Genomic DNA, 12,578 nt, shown 5'->3' on the forward strand with positions numbered 1-12,578 from the left:
CTACTCCGGATGCCCCTTGTCGGTTCAAGCGATGTAATGGGACGAAAGTCTCTGGTTTCGTCACAATAATCAGGAATAATCCTTGCTTGTCGAAAAACGCAGCCCTCTACCCCGGCGCTGCGTCATGCGAAGTTCCTACCCGGAGCAACGCGAACGTAATACGGAGATACACAATGTCTACTTCCCCCGTCACGCTGATGGTCGCGCGTCGTGTCGCTACTGGTCGTTATCAGGATCTGATTGCCTGGTTGCGCGAAGGCGAACAACTGGCCACTGACTTTCCCGGTTACCTCGGCTCCGGCGTATTGGCTCCGCCTCCCGGCGACGATGAATTTCAGATCATTTTCCGCTTTGTCGACGAACAGACCCTGCACGCCTGGGAGCACTCCGCCTCACGCACCGCGTGGCTGGCCCGTGGCAGTGATCTGTTTGCCCACCCGACCGAGCATCGGGTCAGCGGCATCGAAGGCTGGTTCGGTGCAGCCGGCGTACGACCTCCACGATGGAAACAGGCCGTGGCGATCTGGCTGGCGTTCTTCCCGGTATCCCTGCTGTTTAACTTCGTGCTCGGCCCGCTACTCGGCGAAATGAGCCTGTTGCCCCGCGTGTTCATCAGCACACTGTGCCTGACACCGTTGATGGTCTATTTCTTCATTCCACTTTCGACACGCCTGCTGGCCGGCTGGCTCAACAGTTCCCCGTCCCGTCCACTACCTGGCGCGGCGTCCACGCAAAATCGCTGAGGCCATCGCTTGCGTCGCTGTTATAGTTTTTGCTCTGACCTCGACGCGAGCCGTTCATGACTTCTTTTGCAGCTCCCATTCTCATCACTGGCGCCGGCCAGCGCGTCGGGCTGCATTGTGCGCTGCGGTTGCTGGAGGACGGTCACCGGGTCATCTTCACTTACCGCAGCGAACGTCCAGGCGTGAAGACGCTAAAGGACCTGGGCGCCATCGGCGTGTTCGCGGACTTTTCCAGTGAAGCGTCCATCCTGACGTTCATCACCGAACTGAAAACCCACACCGACAGCCTGCGGGCCATCGTCCACAACGCCTCCGAATGGCTGGCGGAAAACGGGGACGGCGAAGCGGAAGCCTTCACCCGCATGTTCAACATCCACATGCTGGCGCCGTACCTGATCAACCTGCATTGCGCCGATCTGCTGCGACGCTCGAGCCCTGCCGACATCATCCACATCAGCGACGACGTCACGCGCAAAGGCAGCAGCAAACATATCGGCTATTGCGCCAGCAAGGCCGGGCTCGACAGTCTCACGCTGTCCTTCGCGGCGCGCTTCGCCCCGTCAATCAAGGTCAACGGCATCGCGCCCGCCCTGCTATTGTTCAATCCCGACGACGACGCGGCGTACCGCGCCAAGGCGCTGGCCAAATCCGCGCTGGGCATCGAACCCGGTAGCGAAGTGATCTATCAGAGCCTGCGCTACCTGCTCGACAACCCTTATGTCACCGGCACGACCCTGACCGTCAACGGCGGGCGGCACGTCAAATAATAAGCCCCCGCGAGGATGCTCCATGACCCGTTCCCTGCCCGAGAATTACCGCGAGATCCTGATCGGCCTCGGTGAAGATCCAGACCGTGAAGGCTTGCTCGATACGCCGGTGCGGGCGGCCAAGGCCATGCAGTATCTGTGTCACGGCTATGAGCAGCGCGTCGACGAGATCGTCAATGGTGCGCTGTTCGCTTCCGACACCGACGAGATGATCATCGTGGCCGACATCGAGCTGTACTCGTTGTGCGAACATCACCTGCTGCCCTTCATCGGCAAGGCCCATGTGGCTTATATTCCGACGGGCAAGGTGCTGGGACTGTCGAAGATCGCACGGCTGGTGGACATGTTCGCCCGCCGCCTGCAGATTCAGGAAAACCTCACCCGCCAGATCGCCGAGGCGGTCCAGCAAGTCACCGATGCCGCCGGCGTCGCGGTGGTCATCGAAGCCCGGCACATGTGCATGATGATGCGCGGTGTCGAGAAACAGAATTCGACCATGAACACCTCGGTCATGCTCGGCGCCTTCCGCGAGTCGAGCAACACCCGCCAGGAGTTCCTGCAATTGATTGGACGGAGCAAGTAAATGCCACAACTTCAACCGGGAATGGCGCGCATCCGGGTCAAGGATCTGCGCCTGCGCACCTTTATCGGGATCAACGAGGACGAGATCCTCAACAAACAGGATGTTCTGATCAACCTGACCATTCTGTACGCCGCGCAGGAAGCGGTGCGTGACAACGACATCGACCACGCGCTGAACTACCGCACCATCACCAAGGCAATCATCGCCCACGTGGAGGGCAACCGCTTCGCGCTGCTCGAACGCCTGACCCAGGAGTTGCTGGATCTGGTGATGGTCAACGAATCGGTGCTGTACGCCGAGGTCGAAGTCGACAAGCCGCACGCGCTGCGTTTTGCCGAGTCGGTGTCGATCACCCTCGCCGCCAGCCGCTGAGTGCGTCTGGCGCTTCAAGCGTCAGACTTTTATCATCCGCGCCACGATTTGACTGCACAGAGCCCATCATGACCGAGCAACAACGCCTCGAACTCGAAGCCGCCGCCTTCCGCCGGCTGGTCGCCCACCTGGACAGCCGCAAGGATGTGCAGAACATCGACCTGATGAACCTCTCCGGGTTCTGCCGCAATTGCCTGTCCAAGTGGTACAAGGCCGCCGCCGACGAGCGCCAGATCGACGTCAGCCTCGACGATGCCCGTGAAGTGGTTTACGGCATGCCGTACGCCGAGTGGAAAGCCCAATTTCAGCAAGAAGCCAGCGCCGAACAACAAGCGGCGTTCGCCAAAGGAAAACCCAATGAGTGATCTGAACACCCTGCGCGCCAGCCTCAAGAGCGGCGAACACGTTTTTGCCGACACCCTGGCGTTCGTTGCCGCTGGTTACGACTACCAGCCTCAGGCATTCAACAACGGCGGCGTGGAAAACGCGGCCGGGCAGAACGAAGGTTCTTGCAAGACGCTGGGTCTGGCATTGCTGGAAGGCTTGAGCGATGAAGAAGCGCTGCTGGCATTCGGCGAACACTACCGTTCGGTCGTGGCAACGCCTGAAGGCAGCGATCACGGCAATATCCGCGCGCTGATCCAGCACGGTCTGGCGGGCGTGAAATTCGAAGCGCAACCGCTGACCCGCCGCTGATTACCGAGCAAATCGCATGTACAAAAAAACCGGCCAATTGGCCGGTTTTTTCGTTTCTGCGATCTTAGAACGAAGCGTTCTGCAGATCGTCCAGGTAACGCTCGGTGTCCAGTGCCGCCATGCAGCCGGCGCCGGCCGAGGTGATGGCCTGACGGTAAACGTGGTCGGCCACGTCGCCGGCAGCAAAGATGCCTTCGACGCTGGTCGCGGTGGCGTTGCCTTCACGGCCGCCCTGAACCACCAGGTAGCCGTCCTTCAGTTCCAGCTGACCTTCGAACAGCGAGGTGTTCGGGGTGTGGCCGATCGCGATGAACACGCCGTCAACCTTGATTTCGTCGAAGCTGCCGTCGTTGTTCTTCAGACGCGCACCGGTCACGCCCATGTTGTCGCCCAGCACTTCGTCCAGGGTCGCGTTCAGTTTCAGCTCGATCTTGCCTTCGGCCACACGGGCGTTGAGCTTGTCGATCAGGATCTTCTCGGCGCGGAAGGTTTCGCGACGGTGGATCAACGTAACCTTGCTGGCGATGTTGGCCAGGTACAGGGCTTCTTCGACAGCGGTGTTGCCGCCACCGACCACGGCCACCGGTTTGTTGCGATAGAAGAAACCGTCGCAGGTCGCGCAGGCCGAAACGCCTTTGCCCATGAAGGCTTCTTCCGACGGCAGGCCCAGGTAACGAGCGCTGGCGCCGGTGGCAATGATCAGTGCGTCGCAGGTGTAGGTGCCGCTGTCGCCAGTCAGGCTGTACGGTTTGGAAGCAAAGTCCACCGCGTTGATGTGATCGAAGACGATCTCGGTTTCAAAACGCTCGGCGTGCTCGCGCATGCGCTCCATCAGCACCGGACCGGTCAGACCGTGGACGTCGCCCGGCCAGTTGTCGACTTCGGTGGTGGTGGTCAGTTGACCGCCGGCCTGCATGCCGGTGATCAGCAGCGGCTTGAGGTTGGCACGGGCAGCGTAGACAGCAGCGCTGTAACCGGCAGGGCCGGAACCGAGGATGATCACTCGCGAATGACGGACTTCAGACATGAACCTGTCTCCTGTTGACCGGCCAATACATCAGGCGCGGACGCCGGACTGCCGGCGAGAATAAAAAAGGACTGTGGATAACCTTGGGGAAGGCATGAGCTCGACAGTCCTGTAAAAAGTTGGGTGCAGCGTATCGAGGGGGGCAAGATTAAGGAAATACGGTTTAACAATCCAGCTCATAGGTGGTCTCTATGCCGACACACTGACGAGATGGACGTCTTTGTTACAGTGAATGTCGATCCCGCCGCCGCGCTTTCACAGCTTATGCAAAGTCGGTAAGGTCGGCGCGTTTTCCCTTGCTCGGAGCACCTTATGCCCGCCCCTGTCATGTCCGGCCCGCAATACCTGCGCGAAGGCCTCAAACTGGTCTTGAGCCCTGGCCTGCGCCTTTTTGTACTGCTGCCGCTGGCCATCAATCTGGTGCTGTTCGTCGGATTGATCTATCTGGCTGGCCACCAGTTCAGTCTGTGGGTCGATACCCTGATGCCGTCGCTGCCAGACTGGCTGGGTTTTCTCAGTTACATCCTGTGGCCGCTGTTCGTGGTGCTGGTGGCATTGATGGTGTTTTTCACCTTCACGATGCTGGCCAACGTCATCGCTGCGCCGTTCAATGGCTTCCTCGCGGAGAAGGTTGAAGTGGTGGTGCGCGGCACCGACGATTTCCCGGCCTTCAGCTGGGGCGAACTGATCGCGATGATCCCGCGCACCCTCACCCGGGAAATGCGCAAGCTCGGCTACTTCCTGCCCCGGGCGATCGGCCTGTTCATCCTGTCGTTCATCCCGGTGGTGAACATCGTCGCCGCACCGCTGTGGTTGCTGTTTGGCGTGTGGATGATGGCGATCCAGTACATCGACTATCCGGCCGACAACCACAAACTGGGCTGGAACGAGATGCTCGCCTGGCTGCGCCAGAAGCGCTGGCAGAGCATGAGCTTCGGCGGGATCGTTTATCTGGTGCTGCTGATCCCGGTGGTGAACATTCTGATGATGCCGGCGGCCGTGGCCGGGGCAACGTTGTTCTGGGTACGTGAGCGAGGGGCCGAGAACCTCGTAATGCAGCGCTGAGCGCGCGTCACAAATCCATCATCTGAACGTCACAGGCAAGACATGGCCTCAGCCGACACTGAGGCCATGACGACAGCTCTACACATCACTCTGATCAGCGAAACCTTCCCACCGGAAATCAACGGGGTGGCCAATACCCTTGGCCGCTTGTGCGACGGTTTGCGCGCGCGCGGGCATCGGGTGGAACTGGTGCGGCCGCGTCAGGGTGACGATCCGCAGCGTAGTGAAGACGACGCGCTGCTGTTGTGCCGAGGCTGGCCCCTGCCGGGGTATCCGGGACTGCAGTGGGGTCAGTCGTCGATGCACAAGTTGCTGCGACGCTGGACACGCCAGCGCCCGGATGTGTTGTACATCGCCACCGAAGGCCCGCTCGGGTTGTCGGCACTGCGAGCCGCACGCCGCCTGGGCATCGCCGTGGTCAGCGGCTTCCACACCAACTTCCAGCAGTACACCAACCAGTACGGCCTCGGCCTGCTGACGCGTTTGCTGACTCATTACCTGCGCTGGTTCCACAATCGTTCGGCCCTGACCCTGGTGCCGAGCGTCAGCCAGCGCCTGGAACTGGAGCGGCGGCATTTCGATCGTCTGGCCTTGCTGTCGCGAGGGGTCGACAGCCAGTTGTTCCATCCGACCAAACGCTTGAACGCCTTGCGTGAGCAATGGGGACTGAGCGAACGGGACATTGCGGTGATTCATGTAGGACGACTGGCGCCGGAGAAAAACCTCGGTCTACTCAAACGCTGTTTCGAAAAACTCGCCAGCGCTTATCCACAACGCCACCTGAAACTCATCATCGTCGGTGACGGACCACAGCGGGTGGCCCTGGAAAAAGAATTGCCCGAGGCGATTTTCTGCGGCTCGCAACGCGGCGAAGCGCTGGCGGCGCACTATGCGTCCGGTGATCTGTTCCTGTTTCCGAGCATGACCGAAACGTTCGGCAACGTGGTGCTGGAGGCGCTGGCCTCAGGTCTTGGCGTGGTGGCCTACGACCAGGCAGCGGCTGCACAACATATCCGCCACGGCTACAACGGCGTGCTGGCGATGCCGGGGGATGAAGAGGCGTTTGGCGATGCAGCGCAATGGCTGCTGGAAGAAGATGAAACCTTGCGTTGCGTCCGATTGAATGCCCGCCAGCATGCGAGTCGCCAAGGCTGGGCGGCCATCATCGAGCAGTTTGAAACCCATTTGCAGGGAGCTTGCCGCGACCTGCGCGACAAGCCCCCCACTGCGATCAAACCAGCGTCATCAACGCCTCGCGGCTGAACGGCAGAATGTCCTGCTCGCGGCCTTCACGCACTTTCAGCGCCCAGTCCGGATCCACCAGCAGCGCACGGCCTACCGCCACCAGATCGAACTCGTCATTGTTCAGACGCTCCAGCAGCTTCTCCAGGCTGGCCGGTTGCGCGACTTTGTCGGTGTTGACCATGAACTGCAGGAACTCGCCATCGAGGCCGACGCTGCCGACAGTGATGGTCGGTTTGCCGGTCAGCTTGCGCGTCCAGCCGGCCAGGTTCAGTTCGGAACCGTCGAATTCCGGCTCCCAGAAGCGGCGCGTCGAGCAGTGGAAAATGTCCACACCCGCATCGGACAACGGCTTGAGGAACTCGCCCAACGCCTCCGGGGTTTGCACCAGACGTGCGGTGTAGTCCTGCTGCTTCCACTGCGAGAAACGGAAGATGATCGGGAAGCCTTCGCCCACGGCAGCCCGAACGGCCTGGATCAACTCGATGGCGAAACGCGAACGATTGGCCAGGCTGCCACCGTATTCGTCGGTGCGCTGGTTGCTGCCTTCCCAGAAGAACTGGTCGATCAGGTAACCATGGGCGCCGTGGATTTCCACGCCGTCCATGCCGATGCGCTGGGCATCTTTGGCGGCTTGGGCGAAGGCCGCGATCACGTCCTGGATGTCCTGCTTGGTCATGCCGTGCACCACGACCTGGCCGTCCTTGAGTTTCTCGGTCGGGCCGTAGCCCGGCACGCTGGCATCCGGCTCGGTGCCGATGCGACGAACGCTGCCGACGTGCCACAGTTGCGGGACGATCTTGCCGCCTTCGGCGTGCACTGCGTCGACGACTTTTTTCCAGCCGGCCAGTGCCGCTTCGCCGAAGAACTGCGGCACATTAGGGTAGCCGTTGGAGGCCTGGTGACCGACGGTGGTGCCTTCGGTAATGATCAGGCCGACACCGGCCGCCGCCCGACGACGGTAGTACTCGATCACTTTGGAATTGGGTACGCCGCCCGGAGAGAACGAACGGGTCATCGGCGCCATGACCACGCGGGTCGGCAGTTCGAGGGCACCGAGCTGAAACGGTTTGAACAAGGCTTGAACAGGCATGGGAGGCTCCACGAAAAAGTCATCGACGGGCATGTGATTCATATGACGGCGATAATATGCGGAGTTTCAACAAGCCGATAGCACTATTGATCTGAATGATTAAGGGTCAAAAGGCAGGCAAAAAAAATCGCAGCTCGATGGCTGCGATTTTCGCGTTTCAGCTCAGGGCTTTTTCAATCGCCGTAATCACCGATGGATCATCCGGCGCCGTTCGCGGCGAGAAGCGGGCCAGTACGCGACCGTCTTTGCCGAGCAGGAATTTTTCGAAATTCCAGGTGATGTCACCGGGAAACTCAGCGCCCTCGCCCGCCAGCAGACGATACAACTGATGACGATCGTGACCGTTGACTTCGAGCTTTTTCGACAACGGAAAACTCACGCCATAGTTGAGGCTGCAGAATTCCTGAATCTCCTGCTCGCTGCCCGGTTCCTGACCGGCAAACTGGTTGCACGGCAGGCCCAGCACACTGAAGCCTTTGCCTTTGTATTGCTGATAGAGGTTTTCCAGTGCCGCGTACTGTGGGGTCAAGCCGCATTTGGAGGCGACGTTGACCACCAGCACGACTTGGCCCTTGAAGGGTGCCAGCGGTAGCTCCTGACCATCCAGGGCTGTCAACTTAAGGTCGTGAAAAGCACTCATGACGAACTCCAGATTCCCGTTTTCTACTCGAAACAGCCACTTGGCGAGGCCACCAAGGACAGCCGCGGACTAAAAAGGCGCCCTCGGGCGCCTCTCCAGTTCTCTGAGCTTAGCGCAGAAAATCAGTGGTGATGGCCACCTTCGCCATGGACGTGACCATGGGCGATTTCTTCCTGGCTGGCGTCACGGATGTCGATGACCTTCACTTTGAAGTTCAGGCGCTGACCGGCCAACGGGTGGTTGCCGTCGACAGTCACGTCGTCGCCGTCCAGGTCACGAATGGTGACGATCTGCATCTGGCCGTCCGGCGCCGAAGCGTGGAACTGCATGCCGACTTCCAGCTCGTCAACGCCTTCGAACATGCTGCGGCTCAGGGTGCTGACCAGTTCGGCAGCGTATTCGCCATAGGCATCTTCCGGCTCGACTGCAACTTGCAGGTCGTCACCGACGGTTTTACCTTCCAGGGCTTTTTCCAGGCCCGGGATGATGTTGCCTGCGCCATGCAGGTAAACCAGCGGAGCGCCGCCGGCGGAGCTGTCGATGACCTCACCAGCGTCATTGGTCAGGGTATAGTCGATGGAGACAGCCTTATTGGCGGCGATCAGCATGGGGCGAGACCTTTTGCATAAGAATATAGAAAGGCCAAGTTTAGCGAAGCAATCGCTCGAAAGCGAACACAACCCTGACAAACGGGATTCGACGATCACAGGCTTCCATCAGGACGAGGACGGTCACTGGGTGGCCGAACTTTCCTGCGGCCATACTCAGCACCTGCGTCACCAGCCGCCGTGGCAGTCACGGGCGTGGGTGCTGGACGCAACGCAACGTATTGAAAAAATAGGTCAACCCTTTGCTTGCGGTTGGTGCGCTCAAGGCTCGGTTAGCGCTAACCTTGACGCCTGAAAAATCGGTGGAAGGCCAGCCATAGGCCAACGCCCTTGCCATGCACCCTTAGAGAATCCGCATGCAAACTTTTTTTATCGCGCCCACCGATTTTGGTGTGGGTCTGACCTCCATCAGCCTCGGGCTGGTGCGGACGCTGGAACGGGCCGGGTTGAAAGTCGGCTTTTTCAAACCGATTGCCCAGCCGCACCCGGGCGACACGGGCCCTGAGCGCTCCACTGAACTGGTGGCCCGCACCCATGGCCTGAAACCGCCGCAGCCACTTGGCCTGGCTCACGTCGAGCGGATGCTCGGCGACGGTCAGCTCGACGAGCTGCTCGAAGAAATCATCGCCCTCTACCAGCAGGCGGCCATCGGCAAAGACGTCCTGGTCGTCGAAGGCATGGTGCCGACCCGCAGCGCCAGCTATGCCGCGCGGGTCAACCTGCACCTGGCCAAAAGCCTGGATGCCGAGGTGATTCTGGTCTCGGCTCCGGAAAACGAAGTGCTGACCGAACTGTCCGGCCGCGTCGAGTTGCAGGCGCAATTGTTCGGCGGCCCGAAAGACCCGAAAGTGCTCGGCGTAATCCTCAACAAGGTCAAGACGGACGAAAGCATGGACGCCTTCGCCGCGCGACTGAAAGAGCATTCGCCATTGCTGCGCAGCGGTGATTTCCGTCTGCTCGGCTGCATTCCGTTCCAGCCGGAACTCAACGCTCCGCGCACCCGCGACGTCGCCGACCTGATGGGCGCCCAGGTGCTCAACGCCGGCGACTACGAAACCCGGCGCATGACCAAGACCATCATTTGCGCGCGCACGATGCGTAACACTGTGGATCTGCTCAAGCCCGGCGTACTGGTGGTGACCCCCGGCGATCGCGACGACATCATCCTCGCCGTCAGCCTCGCGGCCATCAACGGCGTACCACTGGCCGGCCTGCTGCTGACCAGCGACACCCTGCCCGATCCGCGCATCATGGACCTGTGCCGTGGCGCGTTGCAGGCCGGCTTGCCGGTGTTGTCGGTGAGCACCGGTTCCTACGACACCGCCAACCTGCTCAACGGCCTGAACAAGGAAATTCCCGTCGATGACCGCGAGCGCGCGGAGATCATCACCGATTTCGTCGCCAGTCATCTGGATGCCAACTGGCTGCATCAACGCTGCGGTACGCCACGGGAAATGCGCCTGTCGCCAGCGGTGTTCCGCTATCAATTGATTCAGCGTGCACAATCGGCCAACAAGCGCATCGTGTTGCCCGAAGGCAGCGAGCCGTTCACCGTGCAAGCGGCGGCGATCTGTCAGGAACGCGGGATCGCCCGTTGCGTGCTGCTGGCCAAACCGGCAGACGTCGAAGCCGTGGCCCGTGCCCAGGGCATTGTGTTGCCGCCGGGGCTGGAAATCCTCGATCCGGACCTGATCCGTGAGCGCTACGTCGAACCGATGGTCGCCCTGCGCAAGAGCAAAAGCCTCAACGCGCCGATGGCCGAGCAGCAACTCGAAGACACGGTGGTGATCGGCACCATGATGCTGGCGCTGGATGAAGTCGACGGACTGGTTTCCGGCATCATCAACACCACCGCCAACACCATCCGCCCGGCCTTGCAGCTGATTAAAACGGCGCCGGGCTGCACGCTGGTGTCGTCGGTGTTCTTCATGCTGTTCCCCGAAGAAGTGCTGGTCTACGGCGACTGCGTGATGAACCCGCACCCGAGCGCCAGCGAACTGGCCGAGATCGCCCTGCAAAGTGCCGACTCGGCCGCCGCGTTCGGCATCACCCCGCGTGTGGCGATGATCAGTTACTCCAGCGGCGAATCAGCCACTGGCGAGGAAGTCGAGAAAGTCCGCGAGGCCACCCTGCTCGCCCACGAACAACAGCACTCACTACTGATCGACGGGCCGTTGCAGTATGACGCCGCCGCCAACGAAACCGTGGCCCGGCAACTGGCACCGAACAGCCAGGTCGCTGGTCGCGCCACGGTGTTCGTGTTCCCCGACCTGAACACCGGTAACACCACGCACAAAGCCGTGCAACGCAGCGCCGATTGCGTCAGCCTCGGCCCGATGCTGCAGGGCCTGCGCAAACCGGTGAACGATCTGCCGCGCGGCGCGCAGGTCGACGACATCGTCTACACCATCGCCCTGACCGCCATTCAAGCTGCCAACCGACCTCTGGATATCTGACCCGATGCTGGCCTTTCTCCCTGCCCCCCTGCGCGGCGTGATCGCCGCGCTGCTGTTGGCGCTGAACACGATCCTGCTGTGCTCGTTCCTGTTTCTCGTGGCCCTGATCAAAGTGCTGCCGTTCGACCTCGCCCGCCGCGCCTCGCGCTGGCTGATGAGCCACACCCACGAAGCCTGGATCAGCAACAACAAAGGCTGGATGAACCTGGTCCGCCGCACCCGCTGGCACCTCAGCGGCCTGCAAGGCCTGGACTACCAGCACTCGTACCTGATCACCAGCAACCACCAAAGCTGGGTCGATATTCTGGTACTGCAATACGTGCTCAACCGACGTATCCAGCCGCTGAAATTCTTCCTCAAGCAGGAACTGATCTGGGTGCCGGTGATCGGTCTGGCGTGGTGGACGCTTGGCTTCCCCTTCATGAAACGCTATTCAAAAGCCTATCTGGAAAAACACCCGGAAAAGAAAGGCAAAGACCTGGAAACCACCCGCAAGACCTGCGCGAAATTCCGCGACAACCCGGTAGGCATCTTCAACTTCGTCGAAGGCACGCGGTTCACCGAAGGCAAGCACGCGCAGCAACAGTCACCGTTCAAATACCTGCTCAAACCCAAGGCCGGCGGCATTGCGTTCGTGCTGGATGCGATGGGCGAACAGCTGGAGTCGATCGTCAACGTGACCATCCACTACCCCGGCGGTCGCCCTGGCTTCTGGGATCTGCTGTGCGGCAATGTGCGAGATGTAGTGGTGCACTTCGAAGAACTGAAAATCCCTGCGCAATTCATCGGCAAGAACTACGACCAGGACGGCGAATACCGCCTGCAATTCCAGGGCTGGATCAACCAACTGTGGCAAGACAAGGATGCACTGCTCGAGCAGATGCACCGCGAGTATCCGAACCAACGCTGATCCCCCTGAGAGGGCCCCGATAGAAACTGATCGGCCGTCAGGCCGCCATCGCCAGCAGGCTGACTCCCACGGGAAAGCAAAAGCAGTCCGCTTTTAGCTTCCCACCACTCAACACAATGAGCGTTAGCTCGAGTACCGCTTTTGACGTGCCGGCCCCATCGGCAGGCTGAGTGGAGGGATTCATCCGGGGGTGGGCGCGCAGCGCCGTTTGGCGAAGCCAAACACATCGAGAGGAGGTGCAGCGAAGCAAACCGTAGGCGATGCCCCCGGATGAATCCCGTAACGAAGGAACCCCGAGCCCCAGCGAGGGGCCGAACGCCGGGGCCCAGACCTTTGGTTACTTTGGGGCGTTTGCCAAAGTGACTCGCCGTAAGGG

General features: G+C 60.7%; 15 protein-coding genes. 11 read left to right on the forward strand and 4 right to left on the reverse strand.

The features are described from left to right. The first annotated feature begins 173 nt into the window (after positions 1 to 173). From JJN09_RS02875 to JJN09_RS02900, 6 genes are all read left to right on the forward strand, one after another. Positions 174 to 743 carry an antibiotic biosynthesis monooxygenase gene (locus JJN09_RS02875; RefSeq protein WP_249485517.1) on the forward strand — a complete coding sequence of 190 codons (570 nt, stop codon included), beginning with the start codon at positions 174 to 176 and terminating at the stop codon, positions 741 to 743. A 56-nt stretch (positions 744 to 799) separates the two neighbouring features. After that, the gene (gene folM, locus JJN09_RS02880; RefSeq protein WP_249485519.1) at positions 800 to 1,510 is read left to right on the forward strand and encodes a dihydromonapterin reductase; all 711 of its coding nucleotides are present in this window, start codon (positions 800 to 802) and stop codon (positions 1,508 to 1,510) included. Between the two features lie 22 nt (positions 1,511 to 1,532). Beyond that, a complete protein-coding gene (folE, locus tag JJN09_RS02885; protein WP_249485521.1) occupies positions 1,533 to 2,093 on the forward strand; it encodes a GTP cyclohydrolase I FolE in 561 nt (186 codons plus the stop codon). Then, positions 2,094 to 2,465: a dihydroneopterin triphosphate 2'-epimerase gene (gene folX / locus JJN09_RS02890; RefSeq protein ID WP_096819038.1), complete on the forward strand. Its 372-nt coding sequence runs from the start codon at positions 2,094 to 2,096 to the stop codon at positions 2,463 to 2,465. A 68-nt stretch (positions 2,466 to 2,533) separates the two neighbouring features. After that, positions 2,534 to 2,830, forward strand: coding sequence for a DUF1244 domain-containing protein (locus tag JJN09_RS02895; RefSeq protein WP_249485524.1), 297 nt, complete (start codon positions 2,534 to 2,536; stop codon positions 2,828 to 2,830). After that, positions 2,823 to 3,161, forward strand: coding sequence for a HopJ type III effector protein (locus JJN09_RS02900; RefSeq protein WP_096819012.1), 339 nt, complete (start codon positions 2,823 to 2,825; stop codon positions 3,159 to 3,161). The genes JJN09_RS02895 and JJN09_RS02900 overlap by 8 nt, the downstream gene beginning before the upstream one ends. Before the next feature lie 64 nt (positions 3,162 to 3,225). Here the strand turns inward: JJN09_RS02900 and trxB are convergent, their stop codons facing one another. Next, on the reverse strand, positions 3,226 to 4,188 hold the full coding sequence (trxB, locus tag JJN09_RS02905; RefSeq protein WP_085711762.1) for a thioredoxin-disulfide reductase: 963 nt from the start codon (positions 4,186 to 4,188) through the stop codon (positions 3,226 to 3,228). A 312-nt stretch (positions 4,189 to 4,500) separates the two neighbouring features. Here trxB and cysZ point away from each other — a divergent pair, with 312 nt between their 5' ends. Together cysZ and JJN09_RS02915 are read left to right on the forward strand one after the other, a co-directional pair. Continuing rightward, positions 4,501 to 5,253 (forward strand): sulfate transporter CysZ, encoded by a 753-nt coding sequence (gene cysZ / locus JJN09_RS02910; RefSeq protein ID WP_249485527.1) that lies wholly within the window; start codon positions 4,501 to 4,503, stop codon positions 5,251 to 5,253. Between the two features lie 42 nt (positions 5,254 to 5,295). Further along, positions 5,296 to 6,516 carry a glycosyltransferase family 1 protein gene (locus tag JJN09_RS02915; RefSeq protein ID WP_249485529.1) on the forward strand — a complete coding sequence of 407 codons (1,221 nt, stop codon included), beginning with the start codon at positions 5,296 to 5,298 and terminating at the stop codon, positions 6,514 to 6,516. Here JJN09_RS02915 and JJN09_RS02920 read toward each other — a convergent pair. From JJN09_RS02920 to JJN09_RS02930, 3 genes are all read right to left on the reverse strand, one after another. Next, entirely contained in the window at positions 6,485 to 7,588 is a 1,104-nt protein-coding gene (locus tag JJN09_RS02920) for an NADH:flavin oxidoreductase (protein WP_249485531.1), read from the reverse strand. The genes JJN09_RS02915 and JJN09_RS02920 overlap by 32 nt on opposite strands. 157 nt (positions 7,589 to 7,745) lie before the next feature. Next, complete coding sequence (locus JJN09_RS02925) at positions 7,746 to 8,228, reverse strand: glutathione peroxidase (RefSeq protein WP_007959082.1); 483 nt, start codon at positions 8,226 to 8,228, stop codon at positions 7,746 to 7,748. 122 nt (positions 8,229 to 8,350) lie between these two features. Continuing rightward, complete coding sequence (locus JJN09_RS02930) at positions 8,351 to 8,836, reverse strand: peptidylprolyl isomerase (RefSeq protein ID WP_249485533.1); 486 nt, start codon at positions 8,834 to 8,836, stop codon at positions 8,351 to 8,353. Here JJN09_RS02930 and JJN09_RS02935 point away from each other — a divergent pair. The 3 genes from JJN09_RS02935 to JJN09_RS02945 all read left to right on the forward strand — a co-directional run bounded on the left by JJN09_RS02935 (position 8,805) and on the right by JJN09_RS02945 (position 12,202). Next, positions 8,805 to 9,131 (forward strand): DUF3565 domain-containing protein, encoded by a 327-nt coding sequence (locus JJN09_RS02935; protein ID WP_096819002.1) that lies wholly within the window; start codon positions 8,805 to 8,807, stop codon positions 9,129 to 9,131. The genes JJN09_RS02930 and JJN09_RS02935 overlap by 32 nt on opposite strands. A gap of 61 nt (positions 9,132 to 9,192) precedes the next feature. Then, positions 9,193 to 11,292 (forward strand): phosphate acetyltransferase, encoded by a 2,100-nt coding sequence (gene pta / locus JJN09_RS02940; RefSeq protein ID WP_249485535.1) that lies wholly within the window; start codon positions 9,193 to 9,195, stop codon positions 11,290 to 11,292. A 4-nt stretch (positions 11,293 to 11,296) separates the two neighbouring features. Then, the gene (locus JJN09_RS02945; RefSeq protein WP_249485537.1) at positions 11,297 to 12,202 is read left to right on the forward strand and encodes an acyltransferase; all 906 of its coding nucleotides are present in this window, start codon (positions 11,297 to 11,299) and stop codon (positions 12,200 to 12,202) included. Positions 12,203 to 12,578 lie beyond the last annotated feature (376 nt).

The sequence above is a fragment of the Pseudomonas sp. HS6 genome (assembly GCF_023375815.1).
Classification (GTDB): domain Bacteria; phylum Pseudomonadota; class Gammaproteobacteria; order Pseudomonadales; family Pseudomonadaceae; genus Aquipseudomonas.

Bases quoted from the DNA above. Each gene is read 5' to 3' on its own strand.
- JJN09_RS02875 (WP_249485517.1), top strand. From the start codon at position 174: ATGTCTACTTCCCCCGTCACGCTGATGGTCGCGCGTCGTGTCGCTACT.
- folM (WP_249485519.1), top strand. From the start codon at position 800: ATGACTTCTTTTGCAGCTCCCATTCTCATCACTGGCGCCGGCCAGCGC.
- folE (WP_249485521.1), top strand. From the start codon at position 1,533: ATGACCCGTTCCCTGCCCGAGAATTACCGCGAGATCCTGATCGGCCTC.
- folX (WP_096819038.1), top strand. From the start codon at position 2,094: ATGCCACAACTTCAACCGGGAATGGCGCGCATCCGGGTCAAGGATCTG.
- JJN09_RS02895 (WP_249485524.1), top strand. From the start codon at position 2,534: ATGACCGAGCAACAACGCCTCGAACTCGAAGCCGCCGCCTTCCGCCGG.
- JJN09_RS02900 (WP_096819012.1), top strand. From the start codon at position 2,823: ATGAGTGATCTGAACACCCTGCGCGCCAGCCTCAAGAGCGGCGAACAC.
- trxB (WP_085711762.1), bottom strand. From the start codon at position 4,188: ATGTCTGAAGTCCGTCATTCGCGAGTGATCATCCTCGGTTCCGGCCCT.
- cysZ (WP_249485527.1), top strand. From the start codon at position 4,501: ATGCCCGCCCCTGTCATGTCCGGCCCGCAATACCTGCGCGAAGGCCTC.
- JJN09_RS02915 (WP_249485529.1), top strand. From the start codon at position 5,296: ATGGCCTCAGCCGACACTGAGGCCATGACGACAGCTCTACACATCACT.
- JJN09_RS02920 (WP_249485531.1), bottom strand. From the start codon at position 7,588: ATGCCTGTTCAAGCCTTGTTCAAACCGTTTCAGCTCGGTGCCCTCGAA.
- JJN09_RS02925 (WP_007959082.1), bottom strand. From the start codon at position 8,228: ATGAGTGCTTTTCACGACCTTAAGTTGACAGCCCTGGATGGTCAGGAG.
- JJN09_RS02935 (WP_096819002.1), top strand. From the start codon at position 8,805: ATGGAGACAGCCTTATTGGCGGCGATCAGCATGGGGCGAGACCTTTTG.
- JJN09_RS02930 (WP_249485533.1), bottom strand. From the start codon at position 8,836: ATGCTGATCGCCGCCAATAAGGCTGTCTCCATCGACTATACCCTGACC.
- pta (WP_249485535.1), top strand. From the start codon at position 9,193: ATGCAAACTTTTTTTATCGCGCCCACCGATTTTGGTGTGGGTCTGACC.
- JJN09_RS02945 (WP_249485537.1), top strand. From the start codon at position 11,297: ATGCTGGCCTTTCTCCCTGCCCCCCTGCGCGGCGTGATCGCCGCGCTG.